We start from the raw sequence: 22574 nt of genomic DNA, 5'->3' as shown, positions 1-22574 counted from the left end.
CAAACTTATTTCAGCAATTCAAGAGTCTTTGTAAGCCTATCCTTCGTTTTATTCCGAACTTCTTTCCAACTCTCTGCTGACTGCCCTAACCCGTGTAAAAATATCAGTTTCACCTAGTTTTCCTCAAGTCTTAATTCATACAAACCTCTCACTGCATTACAGCCGTAAATAGCTTCCGCTCGGGCTAAGTCTTTTAAAGTCAAGACTTTCTCTTCTACCTGTCCTGTTTCCAGCAAGTGCTGACGATAAATTCCTGGTAAGATACCAAGTCTGATAGGCGGTGTGTAGAGTTTACCAGAGATTTTCAAAACCAAATTTCCGATAGAGGTTTCAAGCAGTTCTCCTGACTTATTGTGGTAAATCTTCTCTTGTTCCCCTAGGTTCAAATGCGGTCTGTGAGTGGTTTTGAAGTAGGTAAAGGCTTGCTGCAAATTGGCTTCCTGAAGGCAGAGTTGGACCTGACAAAAGCTTGTACTAAGGGGTGTTAATACTTGGCGATCGACTTCTATCTCTCCAGACTTGCTGAGAGAAATTCGCAAGCGGTAATCTTGATTAGCATCACAAGCCTGACACTCTTCCTCTATCTTTTGTCTTAAGTCTTCTGCATCAAAAGGAAAGGCAAAATATCGACTAGCTTTTCTCAGCCTTTCTATATGTTGATTCTCAAACAACAAGTTCTTCTGGCTGATTTTCCCTGTAGTAATCAGTTTGAAACGAGCTTGTTTACGATAAAGAACGGCTGCCTTTTGATGAACCTCGCGGTATTCAGATTCCCAAGTGCTATCCCATGTAATGCCTCCGCCAACTCCATAGATGGCTTTCCCTTGATACAGTTGAATGGTCCGAATGGCGACATTGAAAATCCGTCGTCCATTTGGAAGCAAGAGACCAATGGTTCCACAGTAGACTCCACGCGGTTGTGGTTCCAAGTCCTTAATGATTTCCATAGTCGCAATTTTCGGTGCGCCCGTTATGGAACCACAAGGAAAGAGAGAGCGAAAAATGGTAACCAAATCCACATCCTCTCGCAACTGACTCTTGATGGTCGAAGTCATCTGCCAGACAGTCGAATATTGCTCCACTTGACACAAACGCTCCACATGCTCACTTCCCACTTCAGAAATACGGTTCATATCGTTGCGCAAGAGGTCCACAATCATCATATTTTCAGAGCGATTTTTGGGATCCTGCTCTAACCAACTGGCCTGCTCCAAGTCTTCTTGGTCAGTCATGCCACGCTGAGTCGTTCCCTTCATTGGTCGCGTTGTCAACTCACGGTCATTTTGCTCAAAAAAGAGTTCTGGACTCATGGAAATCACTGCCATCTCGTCATGTTCAACATAGGCATTGTAGCCCGCCTCCTGCTCTACCACCATGCGATTGTAGATGGCAAAAGGATTAGCGCTTAAATCTTGCTTGAGTTGGACGGTATAGTTGACCTGATAGGTGTCTCCCTGCCGCAAATGATGGTGAATCTGAGCAATAGCCTTTTCATAGTTTGCTGCAGACGTTACTTCCTGCCAATCAGACGGCAAATTAACCTCGTCATAAATCAGAGGAATAAGGGATGTTTCCACCCTATCATGAACAGTAAAGTAAAGCAAATACTCGTCCAATAAAGGAGCCTTGTGAACTGCTAATTTCTCCTCAAAAGCAGGTGCAGCCTCGTAGCTGACATAGCCCACCACATAGTAGCCCTGCTCTTGGTAGCTTTCCACTTGTGCCAATAAGGCTGTTACTTCTGCTACATTTCTCGTTTTCAACTCTTTAATGGGCTGGGTAAAGATGTATCTCTCCCCCAAAGCCCTAAAATCAATCACTGTTTTTCTATGCATACCTTAAGTATAGCACAAAATAAGAAAACCCTCATCCGCAAAGCAGATGAGAGAGTTCAATTATTTAAAGATTGAAGTTTTAAAGCTGTTTGTTTGTTGAAGAAGTTTCTTGAAGAGCTTCTCTTTAAGTGATACGGTATTATCAAATTTAACTGAGCCATTATTAAGAGTTGCTTTATCTTTATCAACAGCTGCAGCAAATGCTTGTTTTAATTCATCGTAACTATTATAAGTTGTTCCATCGATTTCAACAGCATTAAATCCTGCTTTAGCCTTATCAACAACTTCTTTGAAGTATGCTTTCTTCCAATCTTCTAGAGTATTAAATTTACCATCAGAAACTTTCTTAATGATAAAGTCATCACCTAGAGTAGCATGACCAGCTTTTTTAGACTCATTTTTCAACATGTTAGAAGCATAATTTAGGAAGCCTTTCTCATATCCAAAGTAACCCCACATACGGAAGGTGTTATGTTTGAATGACATTGCTCCTGGAGCTCCTTCACTTGTATTACCACCATAGATACCAGCAGTGATAGGCACCGTTACATAGGCAGAGCCAAATCCAGTTGGGTCATAAGTACCATTACCAGGACCGTGCTTGGTCATGAAATTCTTGTCTACTAGATCGTTAACAGAAGTTAAGTTATATTCTTTTTCTTCTGCATTCAAATCACGAACCTCATCATACTGGTTCTTCGTATTAGCGTTACGTAATTTTTTATCCACTTTCTTGAACCAAGCACTATTTAAGGCTTTATCCTGTTTATCAAGAACGGCTTCACCTTCAAGGTAGTCAAGAAGCATGAGCGTATCATTGAAACCTTTCATGTAATGATCGATTTCAGCGCGAGAAGTGAGGTCGTTTGGATTAGTGTTATACCATTGATTTCCATCATTTGGACGTTCGTAGGCCATGTTCAATCCTAGTGCTTTAAAGTCACCGTTTGGACTTGTTTCAGCAGGTGATTGTAACATACCTTGTGCGAATGCCTCTAAATCAGTTCCTTCACGGTGTCTTGAACCACCTAAGTAAACCATACGGTCGTTTACGTGAGTCGTTTCGTGAGTAAATGCAGAGATACCAAAGTCACTAATCATATTGGTAACCATGAAGAAAACTGAATCATCTTTATAAGGATTACCGTAGATACGAGCTACAGCTCCCATACGCCAGTCAGTAGCATGGTAACGACCTGTTGGTCCGTACAATTCACGAACTGGAGCGACATCTTTACCGCTGTTAGTGTGACCGTATTTGTCAGTACCTTCTGGATAGTTTTGGTTATCTAGTACTGGTGTTGGTACCATGTTGTTGCTCTTAAGCAGTTGGTTACGAACTTTATCTAATGATAAACGAGACCAGAAGTCTAGATAATTTTGTTGAGCTTTTGCTACTTTATCGATTTCTTTCTTGAATGCTTCACGCTCTGCTGCTGTGTTCTTACCATATTTCTCAAATGAACTGTAAGCCATAGTGTTATATGTTGAGATTAAGAACATGTGAGCATCTTTTAAGTTAAGAAGTGGCAGAATCATCTTACCGTGAACATCATTATTTAATCCTTCGTATGCTCTGTGTTTCTTATCGGCAAATTCAGGAGTTGTTGTTTTTGGTTCAACGACATATACATTATCTTTAGTTGCTTTTATGAACCAATCGTTTAAGTCAGTATCACTTGTGAATAGACGCATGTTATAGTCTAAGAAACTGTTTAACTCACCTATACCGATAGTTCCACCGATAGTTTCGCGATAAGCTTCTAAAGTTCTATCACCTTTAATGTTACTTTCTTTAGAACCAACCTTAATCAAGAAGTCTAACACACCAACATTCTTACCATAGAAATCAGGTTTGAATAACATTAACTCTTTAATGTTAAAATCATCGAATTTAACGCCGTAGTAACGGTTGAGGTAAGACAAACCAAGAAGAACTGCTGCTTTGTTGTCATCGATTTTCTTAATCAAGGCACGTTTAGCGGCTTCATCTGTGTTAAGCTGGTGATCTTCATTTTCTACTAACTTCGTAACGAATTTAGTAAGATTATCTTTCACATACTTGAAGCTTTCTTCTAAGTACAAATCCTTAATTGCATTGACTTTGTTGCCACCAGTTCTACCCAAGTGTTGGTAAATCGAATCAGATTGTAATTCTACTGGACTCAATTTACTTTCGATAGCACTGATTAAGTCAGCACGATCTTTAACAACCATGTTTGGTGTGTACACAACTTCACCAAGCTCAGCGACACTGTATTCTTTAACTTGTTTCACTTGAGATTCTTTAGGTGAGATGTTAAAGATGTCTTTTGTCTTATCTGCGTAATGAACCAAAATATGGTCAGCATCTGTAAGGTCTGTGACAAAGTCATTGCCTTTCATCGCCGTTACAGATAACACTTCTTTCGTTAATAAGTTTGATCCAGCTGGAATCTTATTCCCTTGGTTGACAATCCATTCTTTGTTGTAGAACGGTTGAAGTTTTTCAACATTACGATAAGCAAGCTCACGAGATGCATCGTAATCTTGAGTATCTTTGTAAGTGTCAGATTTTGGTTTAACATTATTTAATGTATCTGAAACAAGAGGCTTGATAACATAATCATTAGCTGTAATTCCTAATGTTGCAATTTTCTGGTCAGCTTCATCTTGAGACACTTCTTTAATTCGGTTAGAAACAGAGAATTTAAATGAACGTTTACCTGTACTTACATCTTTCACGATAAAGTTACGTTCTAAAGCGTTATTTGAGAAGTATCCACCATCTTCGTCAATATCTTTAGATCCATAGAACACTTCACCATTTTCAACTTTCATCATAGACACAGAGTCTGCAACTTTACCCCATGCCCAGTTCTTACTAAGGAAACCACCTACTTCAACAGGTGTATTTACCTTAATAGTTCCTTTCGTAACAGCGTTACGAACAGAACCATATTTACCAATTCCGTTAGGATCAGAACCGTTATCTGATCTAGCGACAAATCCACCGATACGAGCTTTATTAGCAACTATATCAGCTTCTACATATCCTTTATCAACATTACCTTTCCAGATTTCACCAACCATACCAGCGAAATCCCATCCTCTATCACCTACACCAGTAAGTTTACCGATATAAGCAACATTAGTAAGTTGCCCGCCGTTATCTAGTTTGTTAACAAGTCCGGCAATTCCATCTCTACCAGTTATGCTACCAGTTACTTTAATGTTTTCAACCGTAGCATTTTTGACAGTTCTAGCAAGAGCAGAAATATTGTCAATCCAAGGCATATTAATATCAACATTAGCCAAGTTAACATCTTTAACTGAACCACCTTCAATACCACCAAATAATTGACGAGACATATTGTGGATTGAATAACGTTGCCCGTCAACACTTGATAACTTACCTTTAAATGTACCAGGAACATACTCTTTATTTGGAGTTGGTACATTGGCTGCATTTAAATCTGCACCAAGTTTGAACTCACCGCTAGGGTTAGCTTTCATATCTTTTACAAGCTCGTTGAAGTTGTAGTAAACATTACCTTCTTTGGCTTTTTGTTTTTCAAAGTAATGAACATACTCTTCGCTAAGTGTGTTTTCAGCATTACGTTGAATCAAATCAGGTGCTTTGGCAGTGACTTTGTATAAAGTTTTTCCGTCTTTTTCTACTTCTTCAATCTTGTCAACTGCAAGTCTTGTAACTTTGTTGTCTTGAGTTGTAACTCGTAGGTAAAGTGGGGCAACATCGGCTGGTTTTTCTGTAAGCAAACTAGTATCTGTTTCATTACCGTCAGCGTCCACACTCATCAAGCTTGTTTCTTTGATATTTTTGATTTCAACTTTTTTGAGGTCAATTCTTAGAGGTTCTTCATTCAGAACTACTTCCTCATCGCCTTCACCACGGTCATAAACCATCTTAGTTTCAAGTTTATAATCCTTATAGTATTGCAGATCTGTCAGGCTAGCTGTCAAGTTGTCAGGTGAAACATTTAAAGTTTTCACAATCTCATCACCTTTTTTCAGAGTTAAGGTGATAGATTTAATGGCCGCCTTGCTTGGATTTTCTAGACTGTATTTAACATCTGAAGTCCGTTTCAAATCCTTAGGTTCAACTGCAGTGATGGTCAATACTGGTTTTTCAAAGCTCTTAGTACCACGTTTCAAAATTCGGTCTTGAGGGGCCTCAATAACTTCTTCTGTTACTTTTGGTGCATCCTCAGTCTTAACTCCTTTGATAGTATTAAAGGTCTTAGTGATTTTTTTCTGACCTTCTTTCCCTTCTTGAGCTACGACTTCTAAACCTTTTTTCAGTTGATTATCTTCTTCAATCTTTTCTTTGAATGGAATCTTTTCAAGGCTTTCCTCTACAAGAGTTCCTTCAATTGGTTTTGTACCACGGCTTACCTGTTGATTTACAGGCTCCTTAGTCACTTCCGTACTGGTTGAAAGAACTTGGTCAGTTTTGACACCTTCTACCGTTTTATAGGTTGTTTTGGTAACTTGACTTCCTTTTTCACCATTTCGTAGGACAGTTTCTTCGTCTGTATACTTAGTTGGATCCTCAGTCGTTTCAGTTTTGTAGTCAATTTCTGTAGTTGATTCTTCAACAAGGGTTCCCTCAGTCACCTTATACTCAGGTAACTGATCTTGAACAAGTGCTTGACCTTCCTTGCCTTCCTCTTGAGTTCCTTTTACTTCTACTTGAGCTTCTGGTAGTTCAGGTTGCGTTAAAGATTGGCCTTCCTTACCTTCCTCTTGAGTTCCTTTAGACTCTACTGTAGCCTCTGGTAGTTCTGGCTGTACTAAAGATTGACCTTCCTTACCTGACTCTTGAGTTCCTTTAGACTCTACTGTAGCCTCTGGTAGTTCTGGCTGTACTAAAGATTGACCTTCCTTACCTTCCTCCTGAGTTCCTTTAGACTCTACTGTAGCCTCTGGTAGTTCTGGCTGTACTAAAGATTGACCTTCTTTACCTGCCTCTTGAGTTCCTTTAACTGCGACTGTAGCTTCTGGTAATGCAGGTTGAGTTAAAGATTGGCCTTCCTTACCAAATTCTTGAGTTCCTTTAGACTCTACTGTAGCTTCTGGCAATTCGGGTTGCGTTAAGGATTGGCCTTCCTTACCAGATTCTTGAGTTCCTTTAGACTCTACTGTAGCTTCTGGCAATTCGGGTTGCGTTAAGGAGTGACCTTCCTTACCTACCTCTTGAGTTCCTTTAGACTCTACTGTAGCCTCTGGTAGTTCCGGTTGCGTTAAAGATTGACCTTCCTTACCTACCTCTTGAGTTCCTTTAGACTCTACTGTAGCCTCTGGTAGTTCCGGTTGCGTTAAAGATTGACCTTCCTTACCTACCTCTTGGGTTCCTTTAGATTCTACTATAGCTTCTGGTAGTTCAGGTTGTGTTAAGGATTGACCTTCCTTACCTACCTCTTGGGTTCCTTTAGATTCTACTATAGCTTCTGGTAGTTCAGGTTGTGTTAAGGATTGACCTTCCTTACCTACCTCTTGAGTTCCTTTAGCTACTTGGTGGCTCGGTTCAGTTTGTGGTACTGGAGTTGGGGCAGGTTGTACCTCTTTCTTAGTTCCAACCGCAATGACTTGCGATACAGGATTTTGAACCACTTGGTCTTCAATGACTTCTCTAACTTCTTGACCATTAACTATCGAAACTTTGGTTACAAGGCGACGCTGACCATTGACTCCAGCTGTGACGATACGAGTCTGTCCTTCTGCTAGATTCGCATCTGAACTTGTGACCGTTTCAAAAGGAATTTCTACCAAGCTCTCTTCCTGTTTAGCCTGAAACTTCTCAGAAACTGGTTTTTCTTCAACAGCAGGAGCAACTGAATTCTCTACTACAGGTTTTTCGATGACAGTCTCTGGAGTAACCGCAGCTCTTTCTTGAACAACTTCAGTTTTCTCATTTTCTTTTGAATTTTGCTTCTCTACTGGCAACTGAGGCTGTTCAGCTGAAGCTGGTCTTGATGGATGAAGATCTGCTTCCTTAAAGTATCCAATGTACTCATAACCATCAATGTGGATAATCCCTTCAGCCAAGCCTTCATGTGTAGAAGCTGAAATAGTTTGGTTATAAGAAAGTAATTCTTTATTTTCAAATGCAAATGTCCCATAAGGTACAAAGGTGCTAGCTCCTAAAGAACCAATCAAGAGAACACCTAGAACTTCTTTGCGACCTTTTTTAGACACTAAAAAGACTGCTAACGAGGCGGTTGCCAAGCCAAGGCCTGCTAGAGCTAGCTCCTTACTTCCTGTGTAAGGAAGTTGTTGACTGTTAGTTGCTTTCTTGCGATAAACTACATAAAGAATATCTTCATCTTGAAATTCTGTTGGAACCTCATGATGAATCAGGGCTTTTTCAGACTCGGTCAATTCCTGCTCCGCCAAATAACGGTAATGAACGCTATGAGCACCACCAACTTCATTGGCTTGAACTTTGTCTACTGAAAGGGGACTAGCACCAAAAAGGAAGGCCCCGATGGCTACAGGACCTACCCCAACAGTTAGCTTACGAATCGAATATTTTGTGATTTTTTCTAGTTGCTGTTTTGTTTTTCTCATTTTCACGACTTTCTAATAGAATCTTGCGGATAGTGCGCACGCGCACCTCCGATTAATTTTGGACGACTAGCCAACGCCGTTACGTGGGCATGACCAATCTCTCTCAAAAGAGGACGAATCGGAACCTGAACATGCTTGACATGCATGCCAATAGCAGTGTCTCCGATATCCAATCCAGCATGGGCCTTGATAAATTCAACCTCAACTGGATCCTGCATAAACTTGAAGGCTGCCAATTGACCCGAACCTCCTGCATGAAGGGTAGGAAGGACACTGACCATTTCCAGACTAAACTGCTCTGCAACCTGACGTTCAACAACGAGAGCCCGATTGACATGTTCACAGCCTTGAACAGCTAGATGAATTCCTTTTTCCTCTAGGATATCTAGAATGGTCTTCACAATGATTTCGCCAATTTCTTGGCTGGATTCCTTACCAATCTGGCCACCTATCACCTCACTAGAAGAAAGGCCCAAAACAAAGATAGATCCTTGCTTCAAATTGGCCTTTTCTAATACATCTTTTACAATCTGGCTTGTTTCTCTTTGAATGTCTTTTTCCTTCATACTTGATACCTCTTTTGTCATTATCTATCATATCGTTTTTTCTTGTTTTTAGCAAGATAGACAACCTAGAAAGCTTGCTCAATTACGCATAAAACTCCCAGAATTGACCGGGAGTTAGCTAGTTTCTATTCTATTTATGTATATTTCAACCGTCGTTCCTTTGTCGGGTGTAGAATCAATCTTCATCTGGTAATGTTCTCCAAAATGAAGTTTGAGCCGTTGGTCAACATTTTGAAGACCGACTCCCCCACGTTTGAGTTGACTTTGACTACTATCTCCAGCATCTTGGAAGCCAACTCCATCATCCTCAATACGGATGACCAATCCTGAATCCTGTTTCTGGACAGAAAGTTTAATATGGCCCTGACCTTCCTTTTCCTTAATGCCATGGTAAAGAGCATTTTCTACAAGGGGTTGTAGGACCAGCTTAGGCAAGACTAGATTAGCAAAGGCAGGATTTTCCTCAATCTCGTATTCCAGTTTATCTCCATAGCGTTGTTTCTGGATAAAGAGATACTGGCGGACATGATTGATTTCATCAGACAGGCAAATTAAATCCTTGCCTTGATTAAGTGCCAAGCGGAAATAGGTTGCCAAAGACTTTGTCACCTGCACCACTCGCTGACTATCCTGAAATTCAGCCATCCAAATGATGGTATCCAAGGTGTTATAGAGGAAATGTGGATTAATCTGGCTCGAAAGGGCTTGAAGTTGGTACTGACGGGTCGTTTCTTCCTGGCTACGAATATCTGCCATGAGCTGATCAATCTGATCCAACATGGCATTAAATTGGCGAGTCACTTCTCTCAGTTCATAGGCACCAACTTCCTTGGCACGAAGATTTTGAGCACCAGAAGCAATTTCCAGCATGGTTTCTCTCAAATCCTTCAAAGGAGCAATCCAACGCTTGAGACTGAACCACACCAAGCAGAGGCAGGTAAGAAGAGATGTGACACTAGCCCCAAGCAAGGTCCACAAGAGTTGACTCCGAACCTGGTCTAACTTTTCCAGCGAAGACACTCCTATAACCGTCCAATCAGTTCCAGCAATCTGTTCCTGACTGACGTAGGATTTGTAGCCAGGAGTATAACCCTGTCCCGTCTCAATGTAAGGTTTCATGGCCTCCATTTCGCTAGATGAACTATAAACTGTGTGTTGAGGATGGTAGACAAATTCATGGTTTTCATTGATGATAAAGGCAAAGCCCTGCTGACCCAACTGGAGCTGGTTGAGATAGGCTTCCAGAGTTTCGTAGGAAATATCCAAACGAAGAACGCCAAGATTGGCCCCCTTTGCATCAACCAGTTCTTGAGTGACAGAAATAACCCACTGACTATCCGATTTACGAGCCGGAGTCAAAACGGGCATAGCACCCTGATGAATGGCCTTTTGATACCAATCTTCAGCCATCATATCTGAGGAGGTTTTCATCTGCACACTATCATCTGTAGAAATGACCTGACCAGATTTGGTTACCAGTACCACCGTTTTCAAGTCCTGGTCTGCCTTCAAGATAGTCAAAAATAGATCTCGAATTCCCTTGACCTTGTCTTGACTAGGATTCTCAGCATAGGCTAAGAGATCCATCTGCTGGGTCAAACTGGTCGAGGTTGTTTCTAATTTTTTTATATAAGACTGAATAAAGTGACTAGTCTGGCTGATAGTCGTTTGACTATTGCCCTCAATAGTGGCCTCAATAGCTGATGAACTAGATTGATAGTAGAAAGTCCCAACCAGAGCTAGGAGAATGAGAAAAACCAGAAAGATGGAAATAACCATTCTGACTAGTAGAGAAGAACGCTTCATCGACCTTCCCCCTTCTTAAACTGACGAGGAGTCACACCTGCAATCTGTTTAAAACGTTGGGTAAAGTAGTTCATATCTTCAAAGCCAACCTTTTCGGCTATCTCATAAATCTTTAAATCTGTGGTCAGAAGCAAGAGTTTGGCTTGTTTGACACGCTCTCTTACCAAATAATCCTGAAAAGGCAGCCCCAACTCTTTCTTAATCAAGGAGCTCAGATAAGTCGGACTAAAGCCCAAGTCACTGGCCAAAGACTTTAAACTAAATTGGCTATCAGCCAGATGGGAGTGGATTTTCTGAGCCAGGTTTCCCTCAAACTTATCGGTCAATAAATCTTGTAACTGCTCTTCCTTTTCTTCCTTGTTTAGTTTTTGCTTGATTTTCCCCAACATCTCCTCAATGTCCTGACGGGAAAAGGGCTTGAGCAGGTAGTCATCCACACCGAGTTTGACAGCAGACAAGGCATAATCAAAATCATCGTAGCCTGTCAAAAAAACTAGATGCACCTGAGGATAGGTTTCTCGTACAAGACTGGCCAACTGGATGCCGTTTAGCTGAGGCATGTTGATATCGGTTAAAATGATATCTGGCACCTGCTTTTGAATCAAGTCCCAAGCCTGCCTTCCATTTTCAGCCTGACCGATGATTTCCATATCGTAGGCTGCTACATTGACTAAGTTGGTCAAGCCTTGTCTCACCAGATATTCATCTTCTACGATTAAGATTGTGTAGGTCATGCTCTGCTCCTTTGTCACTTACTAGTATCAGTATAGCAAAATTCTCCTTTAACTGCTTAGGAAAGCCCTCTTATACTCAATGAAAATCAAAAAGAAAACTAGGAAGTTAGCCGCAGTTTGCTCAAAGCACTGCTTTGAGGTTGTAGATAGAGATACTGGGCAAAAAGGCTTTTAAATTAGAAAATTTGCTTTATTTTCTCCTCAAATTGAGTTTTTGCCCAGTCTCAACCCTACCCACGGTAAGGCGACGCTGACGTGGTTTTAATTTGATTTTCGAAGAGTATTAATCGACATAATCTAGTAAATAAGCATATCCTTTTTCTTCCATTTGGTCTTTAGGAATAAAGCGGATGGAAAGACTATTGATACAGTAGCGCAAGCCACCCTTGTCCTGTGGGCCGTCCGTAAAGACATGGCCAAGGTGAGAATCTCCAACTCGGCTTCTCACTTCCATGCGCGTCATATTGTAAGACTTGTCTTCTTTGTAGGTGGCAACATCTGGACTGATGGGTTGGGTAAAACTAGGCCAACCGCAACCAGACTCAAACTTGTCCTTTGATGAAAAGAGGGGTTCGCCAGTTGCTACATCCACATAGATACCGGATTCAAATTTATCCCAGTAGCGGTTTGAAAAAGCGCGTTCTGTTTGATTTTTCTGGGTGACTGCATACTCCTCAGGTGACAAGGTCTTTTTCAATTCCTCATCACTTGGCTTAGGATATTTGCTGGCATCGATGACGGGATAAGCAGCCTGATTGACATTGATATGACAGTAGCCATTTGGATTTTTCTTGAGGTAGTCTTGGTGATAATCCTCAGCCACCACAAAATTCTTCAAGGGCTCCTTTTCAACTGCCAGAGGTTGGTCATATTTCTTAGTCACCTCATCAAAGACTTGATTGATCACTTCCAAATCCTTGTCATCTGTGTAATAAACACCGGTACGGTACTGGGTCCCCACATCATTTCCTTGTTTATTTTTGCTAGTTGGATTGATAATGCGGAAGTAATGAAGCAAGATTTCCTTGAGGGAAATTTGCTTGGCATCATAGGTGACATGGACAGTCTCCGCATGCCCTGTTTGATTGATCAATTCGTACTTGGTTGTTTCCCCTCTACCATTTGCATAGCCTGAAACGGCATCTGTCACTCCAGGCACGCGTGAGAAGTATTCCTCCACTCCCCAGAAACATCCCCCAGCTAGATAAATTTCGTGCAAGTCTGCATCTTTACTAATTTCTGTTTTTTTCACTGTTTTTCCTCCTTGGCTAACTGCCGCTTTCTCAATTTGAGAGCTATCTGTCTGCCCTGCATTTCGCATCAATAGAAAATAGAAACCGGTTATGGCTAGGAAAAAGATCCCTGCCAAGACAAACAATTTTACTTTATCATTCATGACCTTTCTCTACCCCATTTCTTTCAATTCTTTTAAAATCATATCCTTATCCATAAAACCTGGTTGTGTTTTGACCAGCTTGCCTTCCTTGTCTATAAAGGCTTGAGTTGGGTAAGAACGGACACCATAACTTTCCAAGAGTTTGCCTGATGGATCAATTAAAACTGGGAAATTTTTATAATCCAAGCCCTTGTACCAATTCTTAAATTCTGCTTCAGCTTGTTCCCCCTTGTGTCCAGGAGAGACCACCGTCAAAACTACATAGTCATCACCAGCTTCTTTAGCGATTTCGTCCGTATCTGGAAGGCTAGCTAGACAGATGGAACACCAAGAAGCCCAGAATTTGAGATAGACTTTCTTGCCCTTGTAATCAGACAAGCGATAGGTCTTGCCATCTACTCCTGTCAGTTCGAAATCAGCGACTGCCTGACCTTTAGTAGCAGTTTGTGAACTAACTTGTTCTGTTTTTGTTTGCTCCTTCATAGTAGACTCGTCTGACACGTTTTTAGCCGAACAGGCTGCCAAGCACCAGATTGAGCCTACTCCAAGGAGACATGTTTGCCATTTTTTCATTTCTTTTTCCTCTCTATTCAAATAATGTAGTCAAAATGGAAGCATTTCCCAAAAGCACCAAGATTCCCATCACAATAATGAGGAAACCACCCACTTTTTTGAGGGTTCCTAGATAAGGATGGAATTTTCGAAAATGTTTCAAAACATAGCTGGAGGCTAGAGCTAAAACCAAAAATGGTAGCGCCAAACCCAGCGTGTAAATCAACATGAGACCAGCTCCCTGCCAAGCACCTGAGCCACCTGAAGCCGCCAAGGCCAAAACAGAGCCAAGAACCGGCCCCACACAAGGCGTCCAAGCAAAACTAAAGGTCAACCCCAGTAAAAATGCCTGACTATAGCCCTTACCCTTTTGCCCCTGTCTCTTTAATTGTAGCCTTCTTTCCTTGTAGAGTCCCTTCAAATGTAAGACTTCCATCTGATGCAAGCCCAAGAGAATGATGACCGCACCCGTCACATACTGAAACCAAGAGGCATAAAGCAAATTACCTACAAAACCAGCTCCATAACCTAGTATGATAAAGATAAAAGAAATCCCCGCTATAAAGGCCAGAGTTCGTAACAGACTAACAACTGAGATTGAATATTTTCCACTAGAAACCTGAGAACCATCTTTGTCATCCAACAAGACCCCTGCATAAACTGGTAACAAGGGTAAGATACAAGGAGAAAAGAAGGAAAGAATTCCAGCAAGAAAAACACTGATAAAAAAGATTACATTGTCCATTGCCTTCCTCCATTCTTTGATTTGATAGGACTATTATAGCCCCAAAACTCCAGAAAAAACAGGGACAATGATAGGGAAAAATAGGAATTTAATCAGGTTATACTTCAAATAAATCAAAAAAACATGAGTAAAAGGGTAAGCTATCTTACGTTTTTGAACCAACATCTAGTAAACTAAAAAAACAGATTCTTCCCTTTATCACGGAAAAAATCTGTCATTGACTTATTGATTTACAAAAACTCCTCCTCAGAGCATCCCTTTAGTCTAGCAGTTGGTCTGCTTGATTGATAGCTCGCTCGGTAAAGAGCTTATTCCCAAAAAACTCCAACCACGCTTTGCGAACCTCGTCTTTGCTGGTTTCTCTGTATTTTTTAGTTCCAAGAATGCCATTATTGTGAAGTTCTTACAATAGTGCCTCAAACTCAGCGACGGTCATGCCTAATTGCGCACTCGCAACCTCTGCTGTTAAAAGATGCTGGCGAACAAGATTTACTAACCCTTTTTTTAGTCCCTGTTCAATACCTTCTGCCCTAGCTGTTTCCAAGGCATAGTCCTGCGCTAACAAGGCTTGTTCTTCACGCATACGTAGTTGACTAAACATTTTCCTGTCCTCCTCGGACCAGCTCTTATAGTCTAGCAGTTGGTCTGCCTGGCTGATGGCTCGCTCGGGTTCTTGAGTAAAGGGTTTGTTCCCGAAAAACTCCAACCATGGCTTGCGAACCTCGTCTTTGCTGGTTTCTCTGTATTTTTTTAATTCCAAGAACACCATCTTGACTAGATGGTGTTCTTGTCCATTATTGGTGATAATCTTTCAATAGCTTCTCAAACTCAGCGACGGTCATACCCAATTGTTCACTCGCAAATTCGGAAGTTAAAACATGTTGGCGGACCATGTCTAAGAAGGCAAAAAGTTTTCCACGTTCTAAACCCTGTTCAATACCCTCAGATCGTCCTCGTTCAAGTCCTTGTTCAATACCCTCAGCACGACCGCGTTCAAGACCACGCTCTAAACCTTTTTCCTCAGCTTGCTCCAAGGCATAGTCCTGTGCCAACAATGCCTGTTCTTCGCGCATACGTAGTTGACTAAACATTTTCCTGTCCTCCTCAGACCAGCTCTTGTAGTCCAGCAGTTGGTCTGCCTGGCTGATGGCTCGCTCGGGTTCTTGGGTAAAGGGCTTATTACCGAAAAACTCCAACCACGGCTTGCGAACCTCGTCTTTGCTGGTTTCTCTGTATTTTTTTAATTCCAAGAATGCCATCTTGACCAGATGGTTTTCTTGACCGTTATTTGTTATGGTTAAGACCTCACCTGTCGTGTCCTCGCGCATACTAAAGCTATGGAAAGCCAAGTCATCTGAGAAGTAATTACTATCGACAATAGCAATAGCGTATACTGGGGCAATGTGTTTGTAGCTCTGGTGAGTATCACCTTCACGCTGACGAATTTTTTCTAGGTTTTGATTGACCTGACTGCACAAATAAGCCCACAGGCGATTGATGAAAAAATTCTGATGATGCACCTGAATCTCAATAATTACTTGAGTACCGTTGTCCAACTCCGCCAAGACATCTATACTAGTGTAAAAATCCTGAGCTGAGTAAGGTAGGGAAGGTAAGATGTGAATATTGCTTCCCTCTAAAATAGTTACATTTTTAGCTGGTAAGTCCAGCATATCGCGGATAAATTGACAAGTGATTTCTGGATTGCTAAAGATTTTCTTAGCTACCAAGTCATTAGTCGGGCTGATGCCCGGATGTCTGAGAATCATCCTTTTCCTCCTTTTATTATACCACAGTTTTATACTCAATGAAAATCAAAGAGCAAACTAGGAAACTAGCCGCAGGCTGTACTTGAGTACGGCAAGGCGACGTTGACGTTGTTTGAATTTGATTTTCGAAGAGTATTAAATCTAGTTTTACTAGATTCACTGACTCTATCTATTTATTCGGAAAAGAAAGGATAAATGAAAAAAATAAGAACAGCGGATAAGCAATAAATTTTAAGCTTAACAGTCTTCCCTACTTACCTGGTAATAAATAAGATCAGCAAGATAGCCTTTTCTCTCTACACCATTGGTAATAGTCTTGAGATAGGACATTCCAGCCTTCTCCATAACACGACCTGAAGCTGGATTGAGACTAGCATATCGTGCTCTAACATTTTGAAAACCTGCTTGAGTAAAACAAAAGTCCAATACAGCTTTCAAGGCCTCTGTCATCATACCATGACCCCAGTATTTCTTGCCTAGCACATAGCCAATTTCACAAGAAGAATCGTTCTCATCTATTGCAACGATGCTGACATCTCCAATCACTTGCTCTGGGTTTTCTTTGAGACAAATAGCCCATTTGTAATAGTTGGGATTTGTATAGGAGGCAACCCAGTTACGAATCGAATTTCGAGTCACCTCGACATCAGAATGGGGACCCCAAGTGACATAGATCAGATTCTCAGCGGATGAAGCCCAATTCTGAAACATGGCTTCTGCATCACTTTCCACAAATCGTCTCAAAACCAAACGGTCTGTCTGCAAGATTTGCGTACCGATAGCTTTCATGTCGCTACCTCGCTTTCTAATAGATGATTCTCTGTCCAGTCAGCATTGAAATTTGTTTTGCTTTTGAATTTCAAGGCTCAAGCTAAAAAGATCCACTGGACCTTCCTCGCTTACTTGTTTACATGCTCGGGGTAAAAACCTCCACTGGAGGTTATTCTTGCTCTCGAGTTTCAGGGCAAGAAGCTAAAAAGGTCCACCGGACATTCCTCGCTTACCTGTTTCCATGCTCGGGGTAAAAACCTCCACTGGAGGTTTTTACTCCCAAAAGTCATCAAATACGGTGATTGGTAGGTGGCGTTTGTGTTGGCCTTTGTGCCACCAGTTTTCGATAGTTGTTTGGGCTTCTGGGCTGATTGTTTTTCCTTCTAGGTAGTCATCAATCTCTTCATAAGTGACTCCGAGGGCTACTTCATCAGCTAGGCCTGGTTTGTCTTCTTCTAGGTCTGCTGTTGGGATTTTTTCATAAAGGGCTGGGTCTGCACCAAGTTCCTGCAAGAGTTGTTTTCCTTGACGTTTATTAAGACGGAAAAGGGGTAAAATATCCGCACCACCGTCACCAAACTTGGTAAAGAAACCTGTGATATTTTCCGCAGCGTGGTCTGTTCCAATGACCGCTCCGCTATGGGCACCAGCAAGGACATATTGAGCAATCATACGGCAACGTGCCTTGATATTGCCTTTGTTAAAGTCTGAAACAGGGCTACCTGTCTCTTCGACTGCTGCCGTCATAGCATCTGCAGATTCCTTGATATTAACTACCAAGCTGACATCTGGCTGGATGAAGGCTAGGGCTCTTTGAGCATCTGCTTCATCGGCTTGTACTCCATAAGGCAGGCGGACAGCGATAAATTTATAGCTGGCATCTCCTGTTTCAGCTCGCAGTTCTTCCATAGCAAGTTGGGCCAATCGACCTGCTAAGGTTGAGTCTTGTCCCCCAGAAATCCCTAGTACAAAAGTTTTAAGGAAGGGGTGTTTTTTCAAGTATCTTTTTAAGAAGTCAATGGAACGACGGATTTCTTCCTGGGCATCAATCACTGGTTTGACACCCAGTTGCTGAATAATAGTCTCTTGCAAACTCATTCTTCTTCTCCTTCGCCGAGGGCTTCCTTGCGCATCTTGTCAATCAAGTCCATCTTGTCTTGCCATACATCACGCGCCAAATCCACTGGATAGTGCTGCGGATTAAGCACGCGCTTGTACTCATCCCAAAGCTTGTCAAATTCCTTACGGGCATAAGCCTGAATCTCAGTCAAGCTAGGCAGGTTGTAAATCAATTGCCCGTCCTTGAAAATATCCACCAAGAGAGGAACAGCATCAAAATTACGAACAGTCTTCTTGATGTAAGTATAAGTCGGATGGAACATCTTGATTTCAGTCATGTCGCTCACATCCACACCGTCATAAGTGATGTAGTCACCTTCTGACTTGCCTTTTTCACGACTGGTAATGCGCCACACCTGCTTCTTACCTGGCGTCGAAACTTTTTCCGCATTATTAGACAGCTTGATCGTATTGCGCATGTTACCATTTTCATCTTCAATCGCAACAATCTTATAAACTGCCCCAAGAGCTGGCTGGTCATAGGCTGTAATCAGCTTGGTTCCCACTCCCCAGACATCAATCTTGGCCTTTTGCATCTTAAGGTTGAGGATGGTATTTTCGTCCAAATCATTTGAAGCATAAATCTTAGCCTCTGTAAATCCAGCCTCGTCCAGCTGCTGACGGACTTTCTTGGAAATGTAGGCAATATCCCCAGAGTCAATCCGAACACCCATAAAGTTAATCTGGTCACCCAGCTCACGCGCCACCTGAATGGCAGCTGGTACCCCAATGCGAAGGGTGTCATAGGTATCTACAAGAAAGACACAATTTTTGTGGGTCGCAGCGTAAGCCTTGAAAGCCTCATAGTCGTTACCATAAACCTGTACCAAGGCATGCGCGTGAGTACCTAGTACAGGAATGCCAAAGAGCTTACCTGCACGCACATTACTAGTTCCGTTAGCACCACCAATGACAGCTGCTCGAGTTCCCCAGATAGCAGCATCCATTTCTTGCGCACGACGTGTTCCAAACTCCATCAAGGGTTCATCTTCGATAACCGAACGAATACGAGCTGCCTTAGTCGCCACCAATGTCTGGTAGTTGACGATGTTCAAAAGGGCCGTTTCGACCAACTGACATTGAGCTAGAGGGCCTTCCACCTGCACAATCGGTTCATTAGCAAAGACCAAATCCCCTTCTTGGGCAGAACGAACGGTCAACTCTAACTTGAGATTACGCAGATATTCCAAAAAGTCTCCATGATAACCCAGTGACTCTAGATAAGCAATATCGCTATCAGAAAAGCGCAGGTTTTCTAAGTAGTTCACAATCCTTTCCAAACCAGCAAAAACCGCATAGCCATTATTGAACGGTTGCTGACGGAAATAGACCTCAAAAACCGCTTTTTTATTGTGAATCCCTTGGTCAAAGTAAACCTGCATCATGTTAATCTGGTACAAGTCCGTGTGCAATGTTAAACTATCATCTGGATACATACTTTTCCTACTTCCTTAGCTAGAAACTCATGAAAATTTTCAAGAATTTTCACATATTCCAATAAATTAGTACTATTATATCACATTTTGGCTGGATTGAGAAAAGAGTAACAAGCTATTCTCCACTCTCCAGTTCATCCATATCTTGTTCAAACTTTTTCTGAGCCCATTCGCCATAACTTAATGCAATATATAAATTTCATTTTGTAAAGTTTTATTAACAAAAACTCTCTACCACAAAAAGATAGAGAGTTTTGACTTTAAATATATGATTTCAAAATTTCGACAACATCGCTTCTTTTCTTAACCTGATAGACCTTGATTCCCAATTTCTCAGCTGCGATTGCATTGTCCTCAATATCGTCTAGAAAGACACAATTTGTAGGATTTAACTAGTATTTATCGAGACTTATGTCAAGCTCCCCTCTTTGCTTTATTCTCCTTACAAATCCTTTTGGTAATAATATCTTTGCCCAATGTAGGGATAGTCTTGTAAGGTAAAGACTTCCTTGTAGCCATGCCTTTTATAAAAATCTGGAGCTTGAAACTGGTAAGTATTGACAAAAGCAAAACGACAGTTTCGATTCTTAGCTTCAGTTTCTGCTTGCTGCAATAGTCTTGAACCGATTCCTAGCCCTCTCAGTTCCTCTTTTACAAATAAATACTCGATTTCTAGCCAATTTCCGAAAGTCTCTGCTATCAAACCTGCAAGGAGATTGCCCTTTTCATCTTCAACATAAAGATTAAGTGACTCACTTTCAGCTTCTTCTCTTTTTGAACGATTATAAGCACGAATCAAATTCCCAATTTCCTGCGCTTTCTGAGACTCCTTGTTTTCCAATCTAAAGTACATCTAAACCTCCTCAAACACTGTTACAGCTTGATTATAGCCTTATTTCAATAGACTGTCAAATTAGCAAAAACCCACCAATCTGAGTTGATGAGTTTCAAATTTAATACTATCCCTGCTTATATTCTTTTAATTTATAATTCGATAAATAGGACTTCAACCCTTCTAAATCTGTCGTAGTATTAAACTGGGCTTTCTCTAGCTTATCCATATCTACACTGCCATCTTTTTTGACTCCTGCAGCATAACTATAATCTTTATAATTAGTATCTTTAGATCCATCAGATTTGGTCTCAGTGACCTTATAGAGAATACTTATAACAATTACATTTTCATAAGCACTGTTACTTGATGAAAATACTCCTAAGAATGTTCCTTGTGGTTCTAGGGTATAAGAAGATGAAGAATTATTCTTGTTTTCAGACTTACTGTAGTCATCAATTTTCTTAAGAATATCCTTTAATTCCTTAATTTCACTGACCTCTTTTAGGCCTGAAACTGGAACTTCAAAACTCTTTTCTGCAGGTACTTTCCCTTCTTTTTTCAATTTTGTCAAATAGTAGTCACGAACCACAAGTTTGATGTTATCTCCATTTTTCAAATCATTGGCATCAGAATTACCATCAATAGTGAAGATATCTTCCTCATCTTTTGTTTTAGGAATAGAAACTCGACCATAGCCATTGAAACCTTCAAAACTTAAAGGAGTTAGTTTTAAGAGTTCTTCTTTTGAAACTTTTTCATATTCCTTCAGTGTTTCAACCTTAAATGATTTCTTTTCAGCTTTAACAGGTGAGTTTTGCGAAGTCGTTGTGACTGTGAAAGTCACTTCATCCCCATTTTTTAACTCACTTTTCTTATCAAACTCGTAGCGGACACTACTAATCATAGCCTTAGCTAGAGAAGCCTTTGAGGCTAATTGTGGATTGGTTGCCAAGGCTGATAAGGCTACAGGATCATTCTGGGAAAGGGCTTGAGCTTGTTCCTTATTAAAGCCAGCCTTTTTGTAGGATAGTTCCTTAACCATAGCCGCAATCACTTCTTCATTATAGGTCAAGGTTCCTGACTCTGAATAACCTGAAAATTCAACCCTAACTTCTTTTGCTAAACTTTTAGGTTGCCCTTGATAAAAGTTATAACCTACAAAAGCAATAATAGCAAGTCCAAGAGCAATCAGTACACCAAGAGTTTCCTTACGTCGTGTCTCAATGATGTGTTTTACCTTATCCACAAATCCTAACTGACTTGGGACAGGAGCTACAGGATTGGCATGTTCACTTTCCTGCTTAACGCTTGTCTCTTGCTCCGAAACTTCTGTGTTATTTGAAGTCTCTTCGTTTACCTTATTTTCCAACTCTTCCACTTAAAATCTCCTTTGTATAACCAAAATGGAATTATTTGATCCATTTACCAGATCCATCTACACGGTAACCATCTGGTGTACGTTCGCTAACAGCCATTTTACCATCTGATTTAAGGTAATAATCTCCTACCCATTTGTTACGAGCGTAGCTTCCTTCTGATGTCAAATAGTAATATGATTTGTAGTTATTGTCATAAATCCACTCGCTCTTAGCCATCTTACCATTTGACTTGAGGTAGTAACTTCCTGACCAAGCATTACGCGCATAGCTTCCTTCTGATGTCAAGTAATAGTAAGAACCGTAGTTGCCATCATAAATCCATTCACTCTTAGCCATGTAGCCACCTGATTTGAGATAGTAGTTCCCTACCCAAGCATTTTCAACATAGTCACCAGCAGCATTCAAATAGAAATAAGACTTATATTGTGAATCATAGATCCATTTGCTGATAACCTTTTGGCCATTTTGGTAGTAAGAACGACCTACCCAACCATTCTTTCCACTTGGTTGTTCTGGAATTTTTGGATCAGATGTTGGTGTTGATGTTGGCTTTAAGTTAACTTTTTCGTATTTAACAAATTCTCCATCTTTAATGGTCAATTTAATTGCTCCAACTAAAGTAAAGTAACCTGACTCATGAGAAAGTGTCAAATCCTTAAATGAAACTAGATAGGTTCCATCTGGGTAAGGGTTCCCATTTAGAAAAGATAAATTCAACTTTGCTCTACCAACATTTTTCTTAGCTTCCCCATTTGTAACTGGATTAATAACAATGAAAGTATTTGGATTTACCACCCGTCCTGTATTTGCTTCTAAAATTTCAACAGCCTTATACTGGCCAGTTGCAACAGTTACATCAGGACGTTCTCCAACAATTTCCAAGTATAATTTTCCATCTAGTCCCATCTGGGCAGTTACATCCGCATAAATCTTACGGTATTCTGCAGCTTCTACACTGCTTGTAGGGAGTACACTTGTTGTGATAACTCCTGCTGTTACGAGGCTCAACCCCATTACTGATCCTGTCAATACATGTTTTAGTTTCATCTTCTATTTCTCCT

15 protein-coding genes and 3 pseudogenes are annotated in these 22574 nt (G+C 40.9%); all 18 read right to left on the bottom strand.

Annotated features, from left to right (window positions below):
• Positions 1-14: 14 nt before the first annotated feature.
• Positions 15-113, bottom strand: a pseudogene (locus tag ACORHU_RS03030) (alpha/beta fold hydrolase); the annotation flags it as partial.
• Complete coding sequence (gene pabB / locus ACORHU_RS03025; protein WP_061759161.1) at positions 114-1835, bottom strand: aminodeoxychorismate synthase component I; 1722 nt, start codon at positions 1833-1835, stop codon at positions 114-116.
• Between the two features lie 60 nt (positions 1836-1895).
• Positions 1896-8405 (bottom strand): ZmpA/ZmpB/ZmpC family metallo-endopeptidase, encoded by a 6510-nt coding sequence (locus ACORHU_RS03020; RefSeq protein WP_414338085.1) that lies wholly within the window; start codon positions 8403-8405, stop codon positions 1896-1898.
• 2 nt (positions 8406-8407) lie between these two features.
• The gene (locus ACORHU_RS03015; protein WP_061088239.1) at positions 8408-8971 is read right to left on the bottom strand and encodes a TIGR01440 family protein; all 564 of its coding nucleotides are present in this window, start codon (positions 8969-8971) and stop codon (positions 8408-8410) included.
• Between the two features lie 114 nt (positions 8972-9085).
• Positions 9086-10777: a cache domain-containing sensor histidine kinase gene (locus ACORHU_RS03010; protein WP_061088240.1), complete on the bottom strand. Its 1692-nt coding sequence runs from the start codon at positions 10775-10777 to the stop codon at positions 9086-9088.
• Positions 10774-11511 carry a response regulator transcription factor gene (locus ACORHU_RS03005; RefSeq protein ID WP_434364740.1) on the bottom strand — a complete coding sequence of 246 codons (738 nt, stop codon included), beginning with the start codon at positions 11509-11511 and terminating at the stop codon, positions 10774-10776. Before ACORHU_RS03005 ends, ACORHU_RS03010 begins: the two co-directional genes overlap by 4 nt.
• A 283-nt stretch (positions 11512-11794) precedes the next feature.
• Positions 11795-12907, bottom strand: coding sequence for a peptide-methionine (R)-S-oxide reductase MsrB (gene msrB, locus ACORHU_RS03000; protein WP_153225987.1), 1113 nt, complete (start codon positions 12905-12907; stop codon positions 11795-11797).
• 9 nt (positions 12908-12916) lie between these two features.
• Positions 12917-13480 carry a redoxin family protein gene (locus ACORHU_RS02995; RefSeq protein ID WP_153225988.1) on the bottom strand — a complete coding sequence of 188 codons (564 nt, stop codon included), beginning with the start codon at positions 13478-13480 and terminating at the stop codon, positions 12917-12919.
• 13 nt (positions 13481-13493) lie between these two features.
• Entirely contained in the window at positions 13494-14204 is a 711-nt protein-coding gene (gene ccdA2 / locus ACORHU_RS02990; RefSeq protein ID WP_153225989.1) for a thiol-disulfide oxidoreductase-associated membrane protein CcdA2, read from the bottom strand.
• Between the two features lie 403 nt (positions 14205-14607).
• Positions 14608-15009: pseudogene (locus ACORHU_RS02985) on the bottom strand (Rpn family recombination-promoting nuclease/putative transposase); the annotation flags it as partial.
• A complete protein-coding gene (locus tag ACORHU_RS02980; protein ID WP_434364739.1) occupies positions 14999-15973 on the bottom strand; it encodes an Rpn family recombination-promoting nuclease/putative transposase in 975 nt (324 codons plus the stop codon). The pseudogene ACORHU_RS02985 and the gene ACORHU_RS02980, both read right to left, overlap by 11 nt.
• Before the next feature lie 237 nt (positions 15974-16210).
• Positions 16211-16762 (bottom strand): GNAT family N-acetyltransferase, encoded by a 552-nt coding sequence (locus ACORHU_RS02975; protein ID WP_434364738.1) that lies wholly within the window; start codon positions 16760-16762, stop codon positions 16211-16213.
• 255 nt (positions 16763-17017) lie between these two features.
• Positions 17018-17842, bottom strand: coding sequence for an ammonia-dependent NAD(+) synthetase (nadE, locus tag ACORHU_RS02970; protein WP_434364737.1), 825 nt, complete (start codon positions 17840-17842; stop codon positions 17018-17020).
• Positions 17839-19299, bottom strand: coding sequence for a nicotinate phosphoribosyltransferase (locus ACORHU_RS02965; protein WP_434364736.1), 1461 nt, complete (start codon positions 19297-19299; stop codon positions 17839-17841). The genes nadE and ACORHU_RS02965 overlap by 4 nt, the downstream gene beginning before the upstream one ends.
• Before the next feature lie 115 nt (positions 19300-19414).
• Positions 19415-19480, bottom strand: a pseudogene (locus ACORHU_RS02960) (DUF6773 family protein); the annotation flags it as partial.
• A 261-nt stretch (positions 19481-19741) separates the two neighbouring features.
• Positions 19742-20152: a GNAT family N-acetyltransferase gene (locus ACORHU_RS02955; protein ID WP_434364735.1), complete on the bottom strand. Its 411-nt coding sequence runs from the start codon at positions 20150-20152 to the stop codon at positions 19742-19744.
• Between the two features lie 106 nt (positions 20153-20258).
• Positions 20259-21512: a hypothetical protein gene (locus ACORHU_RS02950; protein WP_434364734.1), complete on the bottom strand. Its 1254-nt coding sequence runs from the start codon at positions 21510-21512 to the stop codon at positions 20259-20261.
• 31 nt (positions 21513-21543) lie between these two features.
• On the bottom strand, positions 21544-22560 hold the full coding sequence (locus tag ACORHU_RS02945; RefSeq protein ID WP_434364733.1) for a cell wall-binding protein: 1017 nt from the start codon (positions 22558-22560) through the stop codon (positions 21544-21546).
• Positions 22561-22574 lie beyond the last annotated feature (14 nt).

This window comes from Streptococcus sp. KHUD_015 (genome assembly GCF_051106265.1).
Lineage (GTDB): Bacteria > Bacillota > Bacilli > Lactobacillales > Streptococcaceae > Streptococcus.
Note: the sequence above shows the minus strand (reverse complement) of the source record. Positions and strands in the feature narration are given on the sequence as shown.

Excerpts from the sequence above, each read along its gene's own strand:
- pabB (WP_061759161.1), bottom strand. The coding sequence starts at position 1,835 with ATGCATAGAAAAACAGTGATTGATTTTAGGGCTTTGGGGGAGAGATAC.
- ACORHU_RS03020 (WP_414338085.1), bottom strand. The coding sequence starts at position 8,405 with ATGAGAAAAACAAAACAGCAACTAGAAAAAATCACAAAATATTCGATT.
- ACORHU_RS03015 (WP_061088239.1), bottom strand. The coding sequence starts at position 8,971 with ATGAAGGAAAAAGACATTCAAAGAGAAACAAGCCAGATTGTAAAAGAT.
- ACORHU_RS03010 (WP_061088240.1), bottom strand. The coding sequence starts at position 10,777 with ATGAAGCGTTCTTCTCTACTAGTCAGAATGGTTATTTCCATCTTTCTG.
- ACORHU_RS03005 (WP_434364740.1), bottom strand. The coding sequence starts at position 11,511 with ATGACCTACACAATCTTAATCGTAGAAGATGAATATCTGGTGAGACAA.
- msrB (WP_153225987.1), bottom strand. The coding sequence starts at position 12,907 with ATGAATGATAAAGTAAAATTGTTTGTCTTGGCAGGGATCTTTTTCCTA.
- ACORHU_RS02995 (WP_153225988.1), bottom strand. The coding sequence starts at position 13,480 with ATGAAAAAATGGCAAACATGTCTCCTTGGAGTAGGCTCAATCTGGTGC.
- ccdA2 (WP_153225989.1), bottom strand. The coding sequence starts at position 14,204 with ATGGACAATGTAATCTTTTTTATCAGTGTTTTTCTTGCTGGAATTCTT.
- ACORHU_RS02980 (WP_434364739.1), bottom strand. The coding sequence starts at position 15,973 with ATGATTCTCAGACATCCGGGCATCAGCCCGACTAATGACTTGGTAGCT.
- ACORHU_RS02975 (WP_434364738.1), bottom strand. The coding sequence starts at position 16,762 with ATGAAAGCTATCGGTACGCAAATCTTGCAGACAGACCGTTTGGTTTTG.
- nadE (WP_434364737.1), bottom strand. The coding sequence starts at position 17,842 with ATGAGTTTGCAAGAGACTATTATTCAGCAACTGGGTGTCAAACCAGTG.
- ACORHU_RS02965 (WP_434364736.1), bottom strand. The coding sequence starts at position 19,299 with ATGTATCCAGATGATAGTTTAACATTGCACACGGACTTGTACCAGATT.
- ACORHU_RS02955 (WP_434364735.1), bottom strand. The coding sequence starts at position 20,152 with ATGTACTTTAGATTGGAAAACAAGGAGTCTCAGAAAGCGCAGGAAATT.
- ACORHU_RS02945 (WP_434364733.1), bottom strand. The coding sequence starts at position 22,560 with ATGAAACTAAAACATGTATTGACAGGATCAGTAATGGGGTTGAGCCTC.